The sequence below is a fragment of the Emcibacteraceae bacterium genome (assembly GCA_041396985.1).
GTDB lineage: Bacteria > Pseudomonadota > Alphaproteobacteria > Sphingomonadales > Emcibacteraceae > Pseudemcibacter.
The window spans coordinates 43703-60391 of record JAWKXO010000005.1; the positions used below are offsets into that span (position 1 = coordinate 43703).

Consider the following 16689-nt stretch of genomic DNA (forward strand, 5'->3'; position numbering starts at 1 on the left):
ACGATTACCCGCTGACAATCATCCGCGACGTAAAGCCGTTGGTGCCGGAATAGGACCATTGCCGGTCCGGATCATCATGGGTATGGTCGACGGACTCATACTGCACATAATGATAAAAGGCCTTGTTCGGAAGGCCATCAACGGTGATTAATCCTCCGTCAATGCCGCGAAGCGGCTTCATTTCAACTTCGGACGCCGGGGTTTTATATTTAAGGACCAGATCATCCTGACGGGTCACTTCCAGGGGGACAACTTCAACCGATCTGGCCTGTTTTGAATATCCGGCGAAAGCAACAGGGAAAATGGCCTTGAACGCTTCCATCTGATCGTTGTTCATTTTGTCATCTAGATAGATACGGGCCCATTTGCCCATTTCAAAACTGACAAGAAAACGAACCCCGGCCAGATCCATATCGCCAATATTCCCTTTTTCAATTTCAATCAGGCGGTTTCCGTCACAGCGCAGCTTGGTCGGCAGACCAAAATTGCAGGGACAGGGAATTTCACAGCTGCAACATTCCGCAACGTTGGCTTCAAATGACCAGGTGGTTTCCGCTTTTGTTGGTTGACTTAATAACACCGGACTAATTGCGGCGGCACCGATCAGTTTGTTAAAATCACGTCTTTTGATGGTCATTTTTCCCCTCCTTCTTGTTTCAATAAGAGGTAAGTTTACATCATTTAAGGGTGTTATTCAAAAACTATTAAAGACCACTTTTCTGACGATCATATGCCAGCAAGATGGAACGGCCCTTTGCTTCTTTGTCTTCAGGATAAACCAGAATTTTTTTAAATCCGCTTTTTGTTAAAATGCTCGAATAGTCATCGATTGAAAGACTGTCATGAAACACTTTTTCACCGGCCACGGTTCCTGTAACGGCTCCTGCCTGATGGCCGACGGTTAATAAAATGGCGCCACCCTTTTTGATGAGAGCACAAATGCGGGGTAAAGTTTTCCGTTGTTCTTCCTGTGATAAGTGGAAAAACGCATCCCAGCTATAAATTCCACAATATATTTCATCAAATTCAAGTGAACGTATGTCACCGACAATCCAGTTGCCGGTTGGATGATTTTTCTTTGCAATTTCAATCATGGCCGGGGCGTAATCAAGACCGCAGACTTTGAAGCCTTTCCCTATAAAATAATCTGCAATCGGGCTGCCGGTTCCGCATCCGAGGTCAAGTAGATATGTCGGACTTTCTATTGATCCAATAAACTGATCAAGCCATTTTTTCTCATAGAGAGTTTTCGGGCGAAGCATATCCCAGGCTTCAGCATTTTTTTCATAAACGCCCTTCGTTGCCAGTCTGATATTTTCCAGTTTGGATTTATTTGTCATCATAATTCACTGTTATCAGTCCTTTTCGTTTCTAGCAATGTTGAAGTAACTACTATTTATTACTTGCAAAAAGCAAGTTATTATGTATTCTTTAATTACTTTCATTTAACAAGTAAATATAAAAGGAATATAGGATGCTGCCCAAACTGTTTGTCGTCACCATAATTGCCCTTCTCATCACCAACATGGGACTGGCCCAATCACCCCCTGCCGGTTTTGTTCCCCCGCCCCTAAATCCAAAAGGGGTCATGCTAAAGGCTATTCCACTGGGATTAAACGTTTATGCCCTGGAATCGTCCCGTCCTCCTGTTGATAATGCCGGTTTTGTTGTCGGTGAAAAAGGCGTGCTGGTGATCGACAGTCATATAAATGGTGAAATGGGAAAACAGATTATTGAAGCGGTCCGGTCAGTCACCGACAAGCCGATATTATATCTTGTTAATACCAACGGACATGCTGATCATACATTTGGCAATTATGTTTTCCCGCCCGAAACAATCATCATCGCCCAGAAACTGACAAAAGTGATGATGAGCCCGCCAATAGAGGAATTAAAGACAAGAAATCTAGTTCTGGTGGGTGGTGATAAAAATGCCTTTGACGGTGTTGAAAAAAGAATGCCCAATCTGACCTTTGATAAATTTATGGAAATTGATCTGGGCGGCATCACTGTTGAACTGCACTATTTTGGTGCCGGTAATACATTCGGCGATACTGTGGTATACGTGCCATCCGTAAAAGCGGCGTGGACCGGCAATCTTATCTTCGGGGATGGCTCGATCCCATTTTTGTTGCTTGGAAACACGGAAGCCTACATCAATACTTTAAACGCATTTCAAAAAGCATTTGATCTAAATATTATCATTCCCGGGCATGGAATTCCGGCCCGACCCGCTATTTTTGATCGTTATGTTGATTATTTGAAAACGCTTGAAGAAGCAGTTGAACAGGCAATTGAAAAGAATTTAACGCTGGAGGAAACCTTGAAGTCCGTTACGCTTGAAAAGCGTTTCATGATCCCGGAGAATCTGTCCAGTCATGATTTTTATGCGGGTCTTCATCCGTTTAACGTGCAGAAAATCTATCTTGAAAAGAATGTCAGGTAATTATTACAGCATATAATCATAAAAAAAGGGGCAATATTGCCCCTTTTTCACATATTTTAGTATTCTTATTATTATTCGGCAGCGCTGTTGATCACCATAACATCGCGGTTCATTTTGTGAATGATATGTTCACTTTTATTACCACGCATTGCGGCCAATACGCCTTTACGGGCGATGGTGCCGATGACCACAACATCGGCATCGATTTTTTTGGCAATGGCATCAATTAAATCAACAGGATCGCCGATCTCAACATGAATATTTTCCTGTTTTGCACCGCTTTCACGAATGAGCATGGCACGATCCGGGAAATTTGCCGATTTATCATAGCCATTTACAACATGGAGTTCAGCACCATAATCGTTGGCAAGTATACCTGCTATGCGCAAAATATTTTTATTTAATGCAGCATGGCGTGGATCATCAGTTTGCAGGTTTACTGCGGCAAGCACCTTTTTTCTGACCATTTGTGAGGATGGATCAACGATCAGGATCGGGCAGAGCGATCCTCGGAGCAGTGCCCATTTGGACGCTGAAAGGTCTGTATATCCCCGTTTATCGCGATAATCGGAAAGTATGATCATATCAACGTTATGGCGCTTTGAGGCATCAAGTATTGAAGAATGCCAATTGCCTGTCCACACAACTTCGGCAGTATGGTCAATATTCTTTGATGTTAAAGGTTTTGTCAGAGACTCCAGCCAAACACTGTCGCAATGAACATCATCAGAATCCATCAGATCATATAATTTTTCATTTTCAACGGTTATGAAAAGGTGAATTTTAACCCCGCCTTTTAAAAGCTCGTTCATCATCAGCGCTCTTTTAAGTGCATATTGCTCTTTCTCGGTCGGGTCAATGACCACAAGAACGCTAGTTATACCGATATTTCCTGACATTAATTTCTCCTAATAGTAAATTTCTGACCATCCGGCCATTAAATTGTTTGACTGCAGTATATCCTGTGGAACGGAAAATAATTTGACCCAGGTTAAATATTGATCAAAAAAAGTCCGTTATCAGATAATTGACAAGGTCTATTCACGTGATATTCTGAATTTAATGATCTCCTGTTTTTCGTCAATTAAAATCGGAGAAATTCGGACTGGGCCGGATATAAAAATAGTCATAAGGGGAAGAAAACATGTTTAAAAATGGGACGTTAATTAAGGCCATGCTGGCCTCAGCATTTATTTGCCTGCCGATTTGGCAGGGAACTGTCGCACAGGAAGTACAGACGACGGGTGGAAATGCCTATTCCTACCGCTCACAGACCAGGTTCCATCCCGAAGTGGCCGAGCATGGCATGGTCACCGCAATTGAAACGCTGGCTGCGGAAGCCGGCAGGGATATTTTAAAAGCCGGTGGTAATGCGGTTGATGCCGCTGTGGCAACCGGCTTTGCCCTTGCGGTCACACATCCGGTCGCCGGCAATATCGGCGGCGGCGGGTTTATGCTGATCAGCCTGCCGGGTCTTGATCATGTTGTTGCCCTTGATTACCGCGAAATGGCCCCGGCCGCGGCAACGCGGGATATGATGCTGGACAGTAACGGCGATTATGATCCCAATTTATCGCTTTATACCTATCTGGGGACCGGGGTGCCGGGCTCGGTTATGGGCATGACACAGGCACTGGCAAAATATGGCACCATGTCACTCGAGCAAGTGATGGCCCCGGCCATTAAACTTGCCGAAGAAGGTCACGTCCTCAATTATGCCAAGCAAAGGGAATATCAGGGTGGTCTTGAAATATTAAAAAAGGATCCTTCATCGATCCGCTATTTTCTTAAAAAGGACGGCACCCCCTATAAAATGGGAGAGCGGTTAATCCAGAAAGACCTGGCCAACACCCTTAAATTAATTGCCAAGGAAGGGGCAAAGGGTTTTTATGAAGGAAAAACGGCGGACCTCATCGTCAAGGAAATGAAAACCAACCGTGGGCTTATCACGTTGGAAGATCTAAAAAATTATAAAGCGGTTGAGCGTCAGGTATTAAAAGGCACTTTCCGCGGTTATGATATATACAGTATGCCGCCCGCTTCTTCCGGCGGCGTTCATCTGATTGAACTTCTTAATATACTCGAAGGATATGATCTTAAATCCATGGGACCAAACAGCGCCGATTATATTCATGTGCTGGTGGAAGCAATGAGACGCGTTTATGCCGATCGTTCGGAATATCTTGGCGATTCCGATTTTTATCCGGTACCGCTTGATAAGCTGACCGATAAAAAATACGCAGAAAAATTGCGCCAAAGCATTGATCTTAAACATGCCAGCCGTTCGGAAGATATTAAACCGGGGCTTGATATGCCTTATGAAAGCCCGCAAACCACCCATTATTCGGTCATGGATAAGGATGGCGGGGCGGTATCGGTCACCACCACAATCAATGTTGCCTTTGGCGGCGGCGGTTCGGTTGATGGGGCGGGTTTCCTGCTCAATAATGAAATGGATGATTTTTCAGCAAAGCCCGGTGCACCCAATGCCTTCGGTCTGCTGGGCGGTGTTGCCAACCAGATTGAACCGGGTAAACGTCCCCTCTCCGCCATGACGCCGACGATCGTCTTTAAAAACGGAAAACCCTATATGGTCACCGGAAGCCCGGGTGGCAGCACCATCATCACCGTTGTGCTTCAAATGGTTCTCAATGTTCTGGAATTTGATATGAATATCGCGGAAGCCTCAGCCGCGCCGCGCATTCACCATCAATGGTGGCCGGATACCGTGGTGTTGGAACAGGGAATTTCGCAGGATACATTCGCCATATTGAAATCACGTGGTTTCAAGCTATCGGGGGACCGGATCAACAGCCCCGGCGAAAATAAAACAGTCATGGGCCGGACCAATTCCATCATTTATGAGAATGGCATTTTCACCGGTTATTCGGATCTGCGTGGGATCGAGCATGGTGTCGCGGGCTATTAGTTTGACATTTTGATAATTAACAAGGTTTATCAGATGAATTTACACAGAATATTTGAAACTTTAAGTAAAGCCATTTTTATAGGTTTGGTTTTTATTTTTGCAGGCAATGCAATCGCCCAAACAGTAAAAAATGAAATTCGCTATCTGCAAATGGATGTCTTTACGGATACGCCCCTATCAGGTAATCAGCTCGCCGTTTTTCTGGACCCGGAAGGGTTATCGGATGAGATGCTGATAAAACTGACCAAGGAAATGAATTTTTCTGAAACGACTTTTCTGTATCCGGCAGGAAAAGAGGGCACTGACTTCCGGGTTCGGATTTTTACCCCCAGCCGACCCAATGAAATGCCGATTGCCGGCCATCCAACAGTTGGAACTGTCTTTGCCCTTGCCAATCTGGGCCTTATCGGACCGAAACAAAATGAACTTGTTCTGGAACTTGGCATCGGCCCAACTCCCATTAAATTGGAATGGGATAACGATAAACTTGCCTTTGCCTGGATGAAACAGCGATTGCCAAAATTTGGGGGCATCATTGAAGATAAAAGGGCCGTCGCGGAAGCACTCGGTATTAAGGTCGCTGACTTTGGGAGCAGTAATCTGCCTATACAAATGGTTGATTGCGGGGCGCCGTTTATTATGGTGCCTTTGGCAACAAGGGACGCCGTGGACAGGGCCATTATGGATCGTCAGAGAATGGGTGCATTGATTGATAAAGCGGGGTTAACGCGCCGTGGTATGTTTTTGTTTTCAATGGAACCCGGTGATGACGGCGCAACAATTTATAGCAGAATGCTTGGCTTTGGGGTCACTGAAGATCCGGCTACCGGTAATGCCAGTGGTCCTGCCGGGTCTTATCTGGTGCATTATGGTCTGGTTGATAAATCGAAAGAACAAAATATCATCAGCCGTCAGGGTGTAAAAATGGGAAGATCAAGCGAAATAAGAATTGCCGTTACGACACGGGACGATGAAATTACCGACGTTCAAATTGGTGGCTCAGCGGTGCAGGTATCGGATTCAGTGCTCAAAATTCAAAACTGACAATTAAATTTTTTCAGTTATTCACCGCGGGCCGTCACTGTCGGGGTTTCAACGGGGGTTACGTTGAAATCGGACAGATAAACGCGCACCTTGCCCCAGCCAATGGGAAATTCGGTGTAGACAGGAACGGTACCTTCAAAGCCCGGCATTTTGCCGAACCAAAGGCGGCTGTCCTGATCATCCCGTTCACGGGATTTTCTTTTTTTCTTCTTTTTAGGCTTTGTGCTTTTAATATCGCCGGAAATTTCCTTCCCGTCAATTTTACAGATGACCGCTTCCCCCTGAAAGACTGAGCGGCTTTCCTTTCCCATCATTTCCGTGTCGCCACAGGTAAAGCTCTGCTCAGAAACAAACATTCCGCCAAATTGTCGCTCTGAATATTTTTCGCGGTAGGCTTCCTTGAAATTCGGAGTCATGATCAGGTTAAGGAACATGGTCATCGGATCCATGCCGTATTTTTCATTTTCCTCAATCGGAATATATTCCGTATCTTTGCGGAGTTCCATTTCCTGAACCAGATTGGTGACTTTCAGAGTTTTGGGATCAAAGCTGACCTGGCTTTTATATTTTAGCTTGCCGAAATTACCGCCGCTTTCATAATATTCAGGGCGGTATTTGCCGTCTGTATAAAGAATTCCGCGGCTCATGGTTCGGTTTTCCATATCACTGATAATGGCAGCAAAGCCCTTTACCTTATAATCGGCACTGAGCTGATAACCAGTGGCATCAAGAGCAGTTTCACTATGAATTTCGGCAACGACAAAACCACCCCAATAGGCTTTATAGGTCATATTCACTTTATAGGGTGTCCCCATCTGCGCCAATGCCGGAGCACTGAGCAGAATGCTTATGAGAAATACCCTGTATATCAGCTTCATCTGACCTTCTATCTAGTTCATGGAGGCTAAACGCTCCAATGCCTGATTAATTTTTTCTGCCTTTTCTCTGGCGTCTTCAAGCCCTTTTTTATTTTCTGCAATCACATGATCGGGGGCTTTAGCCACGAAATTTTCATTACTCAGTCTTCCGGCAACGGCAGCAATTTCCTTTTCAAGTTTTTCAAGGTTTTTTGAAAGTCTTGCTTTTTCCGCCTCAATATCAATGACACCTGAAAGGGGCAGATAATATGTTGCCTCGCCGACCACAACGGAAATGGCCCCGCTGGGTGCGGCACCTTCCAGTGTATCAATATTTTCAAGCCGGGCAAGTCGTTTTAGCTCCTCCCCCTGTGTTGCCAGTGATGCCAGTGTCACTTCATTTGCACCGGAAACCAGCAAATTAAGTTTGGCCCCTGCCGGCACATTCATTTCCGCCCGCGCAGTTCGGATATCTGATATAAGCGTTATCAGCCAGTTCATTTCCGCCGATGCCGCCTCGTCAACATTTTTCGGATTATAATCCGGCCATGAGGCAAGAATAAGGTCAGTTTCGCGGTTCTCAGCAGTATTTTGCCAGATTTCCTCGGTAATAAACGGCATAAACGGATGAAGGATTTTTATAATCTGATCCATGACCCATGCGGCCGTTTTCCGGGTTTCGCCGATCCCATCGGCGTCATCGGAATAAAAGCGGGTCTTGATCAGTTCAATATACCAGTCACAGAACGTGCCCCAGGTAAAATGATAAGCCGCCGCCGCCGCATCATTATATCGAAATGCTTCAAGCGCCTGGGTTACTTTCAGGGCCGCCTGCTCCGCTTCACCGATAATCCATTTATTGACGGTATGCTTTGCAGTTGCCGGATCAAAATTACGGCTTTCCTTAAAACAGTCATTCATTTCGCAGAATTTGGCCGCATTCCAAAGCTTTGTCGCAAAATTACGGTATCCTTCCACCCGTTTATCGGACATTTTTATATCCCTGCCCTGTGCTTCCATCGCGGCAAGGGTAAATCGAAGCGCATCTGCACCATATTTATCGGCAAGCTCAAGCGGGTCAATAACGTTGCCTTTGCTTTTTGACATTTTGGCCCCATGTTCATCGCGAACAAGCGCATGAACATAAACGGTTTCAAACGGCACCTCATTATCCATAAAATAAAGACCGTCCATCATCATTCGTGCTACCCAGAAAAAGATAATATCAAAGCCGGTAACAAGCACGTCCGATTTATAATAACGTTTAAGTTCCGGTGTTTTATCAGGCCAGCCCAAAGTAGCATTGGGCCAGAGTGCGGATGAAAACCAGGTATCCAGCACATCTTCATCGCGGACAATTTCTTTAAATTCACCGTAATGGGCGTCGGCAAGTTTCTGTGCTTCTTCCTCGGTTTCTGCAACAAAGACTTCACCATCCGGACCATACCATGCAGGAATTTGATGTCCCCACCAAAGCTGGCGGGATACGCACCATGGTTCAATATTACGCATCCATTCGTAATATGTTTTTTCCCATGTTTTGGGTACGAATTTTGTTTCGCCCTTTTCAACCGCCTCGATTGCCGGCTTTGCCAGGGTTTCTGCGTCCACATACCACTGATCAGTAAGCCACGGTTCAATCGGAACGCCTGAACGGTCACCATATGGTACTACATGAACAGTTGCTTCTGTTTTTGCCAGTAAGCCTAAAGCATCCATATCGGCGACAATTTCCTTACGGGCAACAAAACGGTCCATACCGCGGTATTTTTCCGGCGCATTTTCATTAATACGGGCATGCTCGTCAAATATATTAATGTTTTCAAGATTATGACGTTTACCAACCATATGGTCATCGAAATCATGAGCAGGGGTAATTTTTACTGCCCCTGATCCTTTTTCCGGATCAGCATGTTCATCGGCAATAACAATAAGTTTACGCCCAACCAGCGGTAATGTTAGTGTTTTGCCGATCAAATCTTTATAACGCTCATCATCGGCGCTAACCGCCACGGCGACATCACCAAGCATGGTTTCAGGACGGGTGGTGGCAACAGTAAGATAGCGTCCCTCTTCCCCGTCAACGGGATATTTGAAATGCCAGTAAAAGCCGTTGACTTCGCGCTGCTCAACCTCAAGATCGGAAATGGCTGTGCAAAGCTCAGGATCCCAGTTAACAAGTCTTTTTGCCTTGAAAATAAGGTTGTCATGATAAAGATCGACGAATTTTTTAAGAACCGCACGAACAAAACCGTCATCCATGGTGAATTTTTGGCGGGACCAGTCGCAGGACTGACCAAGCCGGCGCATCTGATTGAAAATCATGCCGCCGCTTTCTTCTTTCCATTGCCAGACCCGCTCGACAAATTTTTCACGGCCCATATCAATGCGGCGCATATTACCGGCATCTAGCTGGCGTTCGACAACCATTTGGGTGGCAATACCGGCATGATCCATCCCGGGCTGCCAAAGCACATCGCGGCCACGCATCCGGTGCCAACGGATCAGGACATCCTGCAAGGTATGATTAAGCGCATGACCGATATGGAGGCTGCCGGTCACATTGGGGGGCGGCAGAATGATGGTAAAAGGGTCCGCATCGGGTCTTTGCCCGCATTTAAAGGCACCGCTGTCGTCCCAGTGGTCATATATTTCTTTTTCTCGTTTCGCAAAATCAAAAGTCTTATCAAGCATCACAATTTTTTTCTTATTCCCAAATAAAAACAGAAGAACCATTCTATCTGGTTCTTCTGTCCTAAACTATATCTTCTTTTACAGAATGTCTTCAATAAATTACGGTTTTTTTGTCCTGGCAAGCCGTGCTATTTCCTTGGCAACCATCCGTTCTGCGAGGGGCGGAAGATTTTCCTCCAGCCATTTTTTAAGCATTGGACGAAGCAGTTCACGGACAAGGTCCTCAAGCGTATTGCCTGAGCCCTGATAACCACTGGTCAGCAGCGCGGAAAGCGCATCAAATCTGCCCTGGATTTCCGATGAAACCTCTTCTGACATCAGGACATCTTTTCCTTCAGCCGGATCAACATCATCAATATCAAAATCGTCCGAATGGGAAGATGCAGGTTCAGGCGCAGGTTCATCATCTTCTTCCTGCTCTTCAAAGGCTTCTGCCTTGTCTTCCATAACCAGTTCATCTTCTTTATCTTCAACACTGTCAAACATGCTGTCGATATCGTCCTGTGAAGCTTCCTCAAGATCATTTTCAGTAAGTTCCAGAACTTCCTCTTCCTGTGGCTCTGGCTCAGCTTCCAACTTTACTTCCGGAGTTTCCTCTTTCACGGCTTCATCATTTTCCGGGGCAGCGTCATCATCTTCCGAAATAATGCGACGAATAGACGCAAGGATTTCCTCCATGCTTGGTTCTTCTTCTTTTCCCGGTTGGCTCATTCTTTTTCGTTCCAGTTTTAATATCTAAAATTCTTATGGCTAAATGAAGATATTCTTTATAAAAGATTTAACCATATTTGTTAACCATAACATTTTTATTTAATTTCAGAAGATTATCAATGTTTTTTAACATTATCCTCAAAAATAAAACGGCGCTATCAAACTATAGCGCCGTAATATTTAACAAAAATTAAACATTTTGGATAATTTTTAGAATTAATTTACCTTATTCGGCACCAAATCCATAAATTTTCCATTCTGTGTCTTCGCTTTTGCCTTCTGCATCATAAATATCAACGTTAAGGCCAAGATCTTTCGCATTCAGCTGACCAATTGTTGCAAGCAGATTAAAGGCGGCAACAGTTCTGTCGCGAACGGCCCGGGCATTGTTTACCCGTGCGTCGAGCAGCTCCTGCTCAGCATCCAGAACATCAAGAATGGTCCGTGATCCCACATCAGCTTCCTGACGAACGCCTTCAAGGGCAATTTCGTTGGCTTCTAGCTGTGACAGGGTTGAAGTTATACGGGCACTGGCTTCACGATAGCTTTCCCACGCATTTCTGACCAGTTCCTGTATCTGGCGTTCTGCTGCAATCGCTTCCATGCGATACTGGTTCCGACGTTGTTTTGCCTGTCTTACAACAGACGCCTGAACACCGGCCTGATAAATAGGAAGTCTCAAATTGGCCTGGATGGTTTTTGCTGTATTGGTATCACCGGCAAAGAACCCATCCCAGCTTTTTGAATAGCTGGCGCCGACAGTGACAGACGGGCCAAGTCCGCCATATTGCTTTTTAACAGCATATTCGGCGGCCGCTTCCGATGCTTTGGCAGCCACAATTGCCGGATGATGTTGTGATGCCAGGTCATATGCGGCCTCTTCAGAAGCCGGTAGTGTCGGAAGTTCAATTTCCTTTTCCAATGTGCCCGGCTCATTGCCGACAACCCGGCGGTAAGCGGCACGACTGGCGGTCAAAATGGCTTCCGCATTGATTTTTTCTGACTGGGCCCGAGAAAGACGGGCTTTACTTTGGGCAACGTCTGTGCGGGTAATCTCACCCACTTCAAAGCGGTCTTCACTGGCTTTCAGCTGTCTTTGCAGGGCAATGACGTTATTCGTTGTAAATTCAAGAAAGGATTCGTCCCTGATCACATTCGAATAGGCCGATACAGTATCCAGGAAAATCTGTTGTTCAGTATTCATCAGCTGGGCACGTCCTGCCTCTACCTGTTTTCTGGCCTCTTTTGTGCCGTTGACTGTCTGAAAACTTCTGAAAACCGGTTGCTCTAGGGAAACACCCAATGATTTAGGTTTTGTAATCTGTTGTGACGGCAGGAATGATACACCGGTTCTTCTGCTGTCCGTACGGGCTATTGATCCCGTTGCCTGAATTGTCGGGCGCCATCCAGCAGTTGCCTGATTGACGGTTTCATCATTTACCCTTTGACCGGCCCGCGCTGCCTGTAGCGTCGGGTTGTTGATATAGGCTGTCGTGAGAGCATCTGTTAAATTATCTGCGTGTGCCAGAATAGTCGATCCCATTAACCCTGCAAGAATCAATGCAGTACCAAGAACAGGTCTTTTTATTCTTTTCGTCATATCTAATACCTTGTTTTCTTTGTGTCTTTTTTTAAGTTATATAGAGGAAAAAGCCTTACAATTTCTTAATTTTTGAGAATTTGCCTTAAAATGTTACCACTGTCAACATTAAGTTATTGCTTAACCCGTCTTGTGGCAAATTTAAAAACAAACTGATAGTTGGATCAGAATATTTCTCTACATTAAGAAACTTTTTTTTCTCTGATCTATTTGAGAGCAAATAACATGCCAAGAATAAAACTATTATATTTCAAACAGTTGAGAGATTTGTGTCCGATTGTGGACAAAGTCAACTGTTCGATTTCGAACAAAACACCATTTTGACAATTCATCTTAAAATCAAATAGTTCTAAAATTCAAACTTCTTCGTCTTTTCAAATCCTTTAAGCTTTGGTGCAGACGTATCAAACAAAATTCTGACACCTTTTACTTTATTTTTATATGTCACCAATGCGGCGCGCCCAATACCCTCATCATTAATCACACATAATATTCTGCCGTCTTCTTTAAGTTGCTCAAGAAGCGCCTGGGGAACTTCGTCCACCATTCCACCAATGAATATAAGGTCATAAGGCCCCTGTTTTTTCAGACCCTTGGCATGGGCGGCTGTTAAAAGGGCCACATTATCACATTCCTGCTCGGCAAGATTTCTTGTGGCAATTTCGGCAAGGGCTTCATTTTCCTCAATCGCTACGACTGTTTCAACAAGCTTACTGAATACGGCCGATGAATAACCGGTTGCAGGAGCGATATCAAGAACCAGTTCATCGGGTCTGATTTCAGCAGCATTTAAAAGTTTGGCAAATGTAAGCGGCTCCATAAGGTAACGACCTTTCAGCCACTTTTATGCTTTTATCGATATAGGCAACACCTTTTCGCTCTTCCGGCACAAAGCTTCGCGCTTAACTTTTTCAATGGCATCAACAACATTTTCGTCAGTCACTTCATTGGGAAGAAGTTGGCCATCAATCATATGCCTGCGTGCGGAATCTTCACCGCTTTCATGGTATGTTATATTCATTAAAGAGTTCCTGTATTTTTACCTGCCACTTTATAATACGAATGTCCGGCCATTTCAACAGCGTCGAACATTCCGGGGACTAATTTTTATTTTGCCTTTTCTTCCGAACGGTCAGTTGCCGGCTCTGGCGCAACGGCAAGGCTGGAAATTTCCGCTCTGAGGTCCGGTGTCATTTCAATATCCACCGCATCAAGCGATGGTTTTAACTGTTCAACACTGCGTCCGCCGATGATCGGGGCGGTAATGGCCTCATGCCCGCCAACCCAGGCAACGGCAAGGCTTATTGGGTTCATGTTTCTGGACGCGGCAAGATTGACAAAATTTCTGGCAATTTCCTTATTCCTGTCGGCCTTATAGCGTTCCTTATACATGTCCATTTTGTTTAAGCGTCCTTCCCGGCTATTCTCATCATCCTTTAAATATTTACCGCTCAGCACACCGCCCGCCAGCGGACTATAGGAAAAAACACCGAGCCCTTCACTTTTGGCCATAGGCAGAATTTCGCTTTCGCATTGCCGTTTCAGCAGATTATACATCGGTTGGATACAGGCGATCGGCGCATAATTATGTGCTCGGGCAATGCCAACCGCTTTCATATATTGCCAAGCGGCAAAATTGCTCAAGCCGATATAGTTTATTTTGCCCTGATGGACCAGGTCATTATAAACCGAAAGACTTTCCTCAAGCGTGCAGTCATCATCAAAATGATGCATATAATAAATATCAATATAATCTGTTTTAAGTCGTTTCAGGCTGTCTTCCACAGCGCGGGTCACATGAGTGCGGTTAAGGCCCCGTCCCCAGATTTCACTGGCACCGCCGGCATATGAATTGACCGGGAAATAGGCTTTTGATGAAATGACAACTTCCTCACGGTGGGCGTGGATGAAATCCCCCAAAATTTCTTCCGATGCCCCACCGGCATAAAGATTGGCACAGTCAAAAAAATTAATCCCCTTGTCACGGGCAGCATGGTAAATTTTTGCCGATTCCCCCTTGTCGGCGCCCGCACCAAACGTCATGGTGCCAAGACAAAGTGATGATACTTTTATCCCGCTTAGACCCATTCTTTTATAATTCATAATATCCTCTTTCTTATTCTTTGTGATCACAAAGCCGTGACTTGCCAATCACTATATAGCGCGTTAGAGTTTTATATAAAATGAAATATTTTTTAAGGGGCAATCATGAAACTGAAATTATTTCTGATTTTATTTTTTTCCGGGGCGTCTAGCCTCGCAAATGCGCAGCATGTTTTTCCCGGTCTGGAACCACCGGCACCGGCTTACCCTGGGCAGACCCGGGCATCCATCGCCGACCAGAGCGCACCAGTGGAACTAACGGTCCTTAAAGACGGGCTTTATCTGCCGTGGGGGATTGCACCGCTGCCAAGCGGCAATATTCTTATGACGGAAATGACGGGACGTCTCAGTGTGGTTGCCCCGGACGGCAGTTCCATGAAAATGGTCAGTGGCCTGCCCCCTATTCGCGGCTACTGGTATATGGGATTGATGGATGTGCTGCTGGATCCGGACTTTAAAAATAACAGAATGGTATATTTCAGTTATTTTGGTCCGCCGGATGGAGAGGCAGGAAATGGCATCCATGGCCCAACCAAGGAATGGGGCGATGCCTATAAGGCAACAACGGCCCTTCATGACGAGTGGAAGGTAAAGGATGAAGCTTATAAAAAAGAGCATCCCTTTGACCGCCGCTTTATCGGCCGTGGCCGTCTTTCAGACGATGAAACAAAAATCGAAAATTTTGAAAATATTTTCGAAGTGGGTGGCCGCCGTATGACTTTCGGGGCCGATGGCAAGCTCTGGATTACCACCTGGGGCAGTGACAGTGACCCGCAGAACCCGAAAACATTGGGCAGTAAAATGATCCGGATCAATAAGGATGGCAGTATTCCTGGCGATAACCCTTTTGTCGGCAATGACAACGTGCCAGATGCGATTTATGCTATGGGCTTTCGCGATCCTTCAGGGACGGATCTGAACCCTGAAACGGGTGTTGTCTGGGAAATTGAACATGGTCCGCAGGGCGGGGATGAGATTAATATTATGAAAGCGGGCGCAAATTACGGCTGGCCGATCATTACATATGGCCGTGAATATGGTGATGAAGGAAAAGTGATTGGGGAAGGTTTAAGCGCCAAGGAAGGGTACGAGCAGCCGATCTATTTCTGGAACCCGAATATTGCCCCCTCTTCCATGCTGTTTTATAAGGGTGACCTTTTCCCGAAATGGAAAGGTAATTTATTTGCCACCTCGCTTAAAGGCCGCCAGCTTACAAGGCTTGTGCTGGGGGGTAATAATGTTGTGGCGGAAGAACGACTGATAGAGCATTTTGGTCAGCGGCTTCGTACAGTGAAGCAGGGCTATGACGGCGCACTTTATATTGTGACCGACAGTGCGGAAAACGGGCAGCTTATTAAACTGACACCGCGTCAATAAATTTTGCCAGTTCAAGATCATAGCTGGTCACCCCGTTTGCATCATGGGTGGCCAGCGTCACTTCAAGCCGGTTATAAACATTGAACCATTCAGGGTGGTGATCCATTTCTTCTGCTTTTTTAGCGATTTTTGTCATGGCGGCGAAGGCCTGATCAAAATTTTTGAAGGTGAATTTCTTGGTGATCGCTTCCCGGCCCGGCACCGCTTTCCAGCCGTCCAGTTCGCTTAGAATGTCGTCTATAGTCATTTTTTTATACATGTTAATGCATTAAGCCCTTTTCGTATTTCGACTGAAAAAGCCGAATATTTAACAGTTCCAACAGAGTGAATATCTTGACAGTTTTTCAGAATCAAACCCATTCTATTCACTTGCCAAGGATAATGAAACACTGTTTTGTGACGTAGAAAATTAAAACTATAACAAAACTTCCGCTCTAAAATTCAAGGAAATGATTAGAAAAATAGTTTAAAGGCCCATAAATAAAGCATTGCTTTTTATAAAAAACGGTTATACGGTATTTTTGATTTTAAGTTATTGTACCTTTTTGAGGGGGTATTCTTTAAATAATTGCCGGTATAAACAGGTTTGTTTGACCGAAAAATAACAGGCTGGCGTTCTTAAAGTAATCTTTTCTTCATTATAAGCAAGATTAAAGTCTTTTCCGCAAAAATTTTTTTAGTGGATTAAATAACAATATATTGAGGAAGTATAAGAAATGGCTACAGGCACCGTTAAATGGTTTAACCCAAATAAGGGATACGGTTTTATTGCACCAGACGAAGGCGGAAAAGACGTGTTCGTACATATCTCTGCTGTTGAGCGCGCAGGCATTGACAGATTGAACGACGGACAAAAAGTTAGCTACGAAATCGTTGAAAGTCGTGGTAAAGAAGCGGCTGACGAACTCAAACTCGTAGACTAGTAAAA

16 protein-coding genes are annotated in these 16689 nt (G+C 45.1%); 5 read left to right on the plus strand and 11 right to left on the minus strand.

All coding sequences use genetic code 11. From position 1 onward, the window contains the following. Positions 1-4: 4 nt before the first annotated feature. On the minus strand, positions 5-637 hold the full coding sequence (locus R3D86_12970) for a DUF1326 domain-containing protein (protein ID MEZ5759124.1): 633 nt from the start codon (positions 635-637) through the stop codon (positions 5-7). 67 nt (positions 638-704) lie between these two features. Next, entirely contained in the window at positions 705-1343 is a 639-nt protein-coding gene (locus R3D86_12975; protein ID MEZ5759125.1) for a class I SAM-dependent methyltransferase, read from the minus strand. A 131-nt stretch (positions 1344-1474) separates the two neighbouring features. Here R3D86_12975 and R3D86_12980 point away from each other — a divergent pair, with 131 nt between their 5' ends. Further along, positions 1475-2446: an MBL fold metallo-hydrolase gene (locus R3D86_12980; GenBank protein ID MEZ5759126.1), complete on the plus strand. Its 972-nt coding sequence runs from the start codon at positions 1475-1477 to the stop codon at positions 2444-2446. A gap of 71 nt (positions 2447-2517) precedes the next feature. Here R3D86_12980 and R3D86_12985 read toward each other — a convergent pair whose 3' ends face one another. Further along, positions 2518-3345 carry a universal stress protein gene (locus R3D86_12985; protein ID MEZ5759127.1) on the minus strand — a complete coding sequence of 276 codons (828 nt, stop codon included), beginning with the start codon at positions 3343-3345 and terminating at the stop codon, positions 2518-2520. 245 nt (positions 3346-3590) lie between these two features. Between R3D86_12985 and ggt the strand changes: the two genes are divergently transcribed. Both ggt and R3D86_12995 read left to right on the plus strand, forming a co-directional pair. Then, positions 3591-5375, plus strand: coding sequence for a gamma-glutamyltransferase (ggt, locus tag R3D86_12990; protein ID MEZ5759128.1), 1785 nt, complete (start codon positions 3591-3593; stop codon positions 5373-5375). A gap of 33 nt (positions 5376-5408) precedes the next feature. Beyond that, a complete protein-coding gene (locus tag R3D86_12995; protein ID MEZ5759129.1) occupies positions 5409-6419 on the plus strand; it encodes a PhzF family phenazine biosynthesis protein in 1011 nt (336 codons plus the stop codon). A gap of 17 nt (positions 6420-6436) precedes the next feature. On the opposite strand, the gene R3D86_13000 is transcribed toward R3D86_12995, so the two are convergent. From R3D86_13000 to R3D86_13030, 7 genes are all read right to left on the minus strand, one after another. Further along, positions 6437-7297: a DUF3108 domain-containing protein gene (locus R3D86_13000; GenBank protein MEZ5759130.1), complete on the minus strand. Its 861-nt coding sequence runs from the start codon at positions 7295-7297 to the stop codon at positions 6437-6439. 12 nt (positions 7298-7309) lie between these two features. Beyond that, a complete protein-coding gene (locus tag R3D86_13005; GenBank protein MEZ5759131.1) occupies positions 7310-9970 on the minus strand; it encodes a valine--tRNA ligase in 2661 nt (886 codons plus the stop codon). 99 nt (positions 9971-10069) lie between these two features. Continuing rightward, positions 10070-10681, minus strand: coding sequence for a DUF2497 domain-containing protein (locus tag R3D86_13010; GenBank protein MEZ5759132.1), 612 nt, complete (start codon positions 10679-10681; stop codon positions 10070-10072). 226 nt (positions 10682-10907) lie between these two features. Next, positions 10908-12281 (minus strand): TolC family outer membrane protein, encoded by a 1374-nt coding sequence (locus R3D86_13015; GenBank protein MEZ5759133.1) that lies wholly within the window; start codon positions 12279-12281, stop codon positions 10908-10910. 349 nt (positions 12282-12630) lie between these two features. Further along, positions 12631-13101, minus strand: coding sequence for an rRNA adenine N-6-methyltransferase family protein (locus R3D86_13020; GenBank protein ID MEZ5759134.1), 471 nt, complete (start codon positions 13099-13101; stop codon positions 12631-12633). A 24-nt stretch (positions 13102-13125) separates the two neighbouring features. After that, positions 13126-13302 carry a hypothetical protein gene (locus R3D86_13025; protein MEZ5759135.1) on the minus strand — a complete coding sequence of 59 codons (177 nt, stop codon included), beginning with the start codon at positions 13300-13302 and terminating at the stop codon, positions 13126-13128. A gap of 86 nt (positions 13303-13388) precedes the next feature. Further along, entirely contained in the window at positions 13389-14384 is a 996-nt protein-coding gene (locus tag R3D86_13030) for an aldo/keto reductase (protein ID MEZ5759136.1), read from the minus strand. A gap of 105 nt (positions 14385-14489) precedes the next feature. Here R3D86_13030 and R3D86_13035 point away from each other — a divergent pair, with 105 nt between their 5' ends. Then, complete coding sequence (locus R3D86_13035; GenBank protein MEZ5759137.1) at positions 14490-15761, plus strand: PQQ-dependent sugar dehydrogenase; 1272 nt, start codon at positions 14490-14492, stop codon at positions 15759-15761. On the opposite strand, the gene R3D86_13040 is transcribed toward R3D86_13035, so the two are convergent. Next, positions 15739-16008, minus strand: a complete 270-nt coding sequence (locus tag R3D86_13040) for a 4a-hydroxytetrahydrobiopterin dehydratase (GenBank protein ID MEZ5759138.1) — start codon at positions 16006-16008, stop codon at positions 15739-15741. The two genes, R3D86_13035 and R3D86_13040, sit on opposite strands and share 23 nt — an antisense overlap. Before the next feature lie 469 nt (positions 16009-16477). Between R3D86_13040 and R3D86_13045 the strand changes: the two genes are divergently transcribed. After that, the gene (locus R3D86_13045; GenBank protein MEZ5759139.1) at positions 16478-16684 is read left to right on the plus strand and encodes a cold-shock protein; all 207 of its coding nucleotides are present in this window, start codon (positions 16478-16480) and stop codon (positions 16682-16684) included. Positions 16685-16689: the final 5 nt, after the last annotated feature.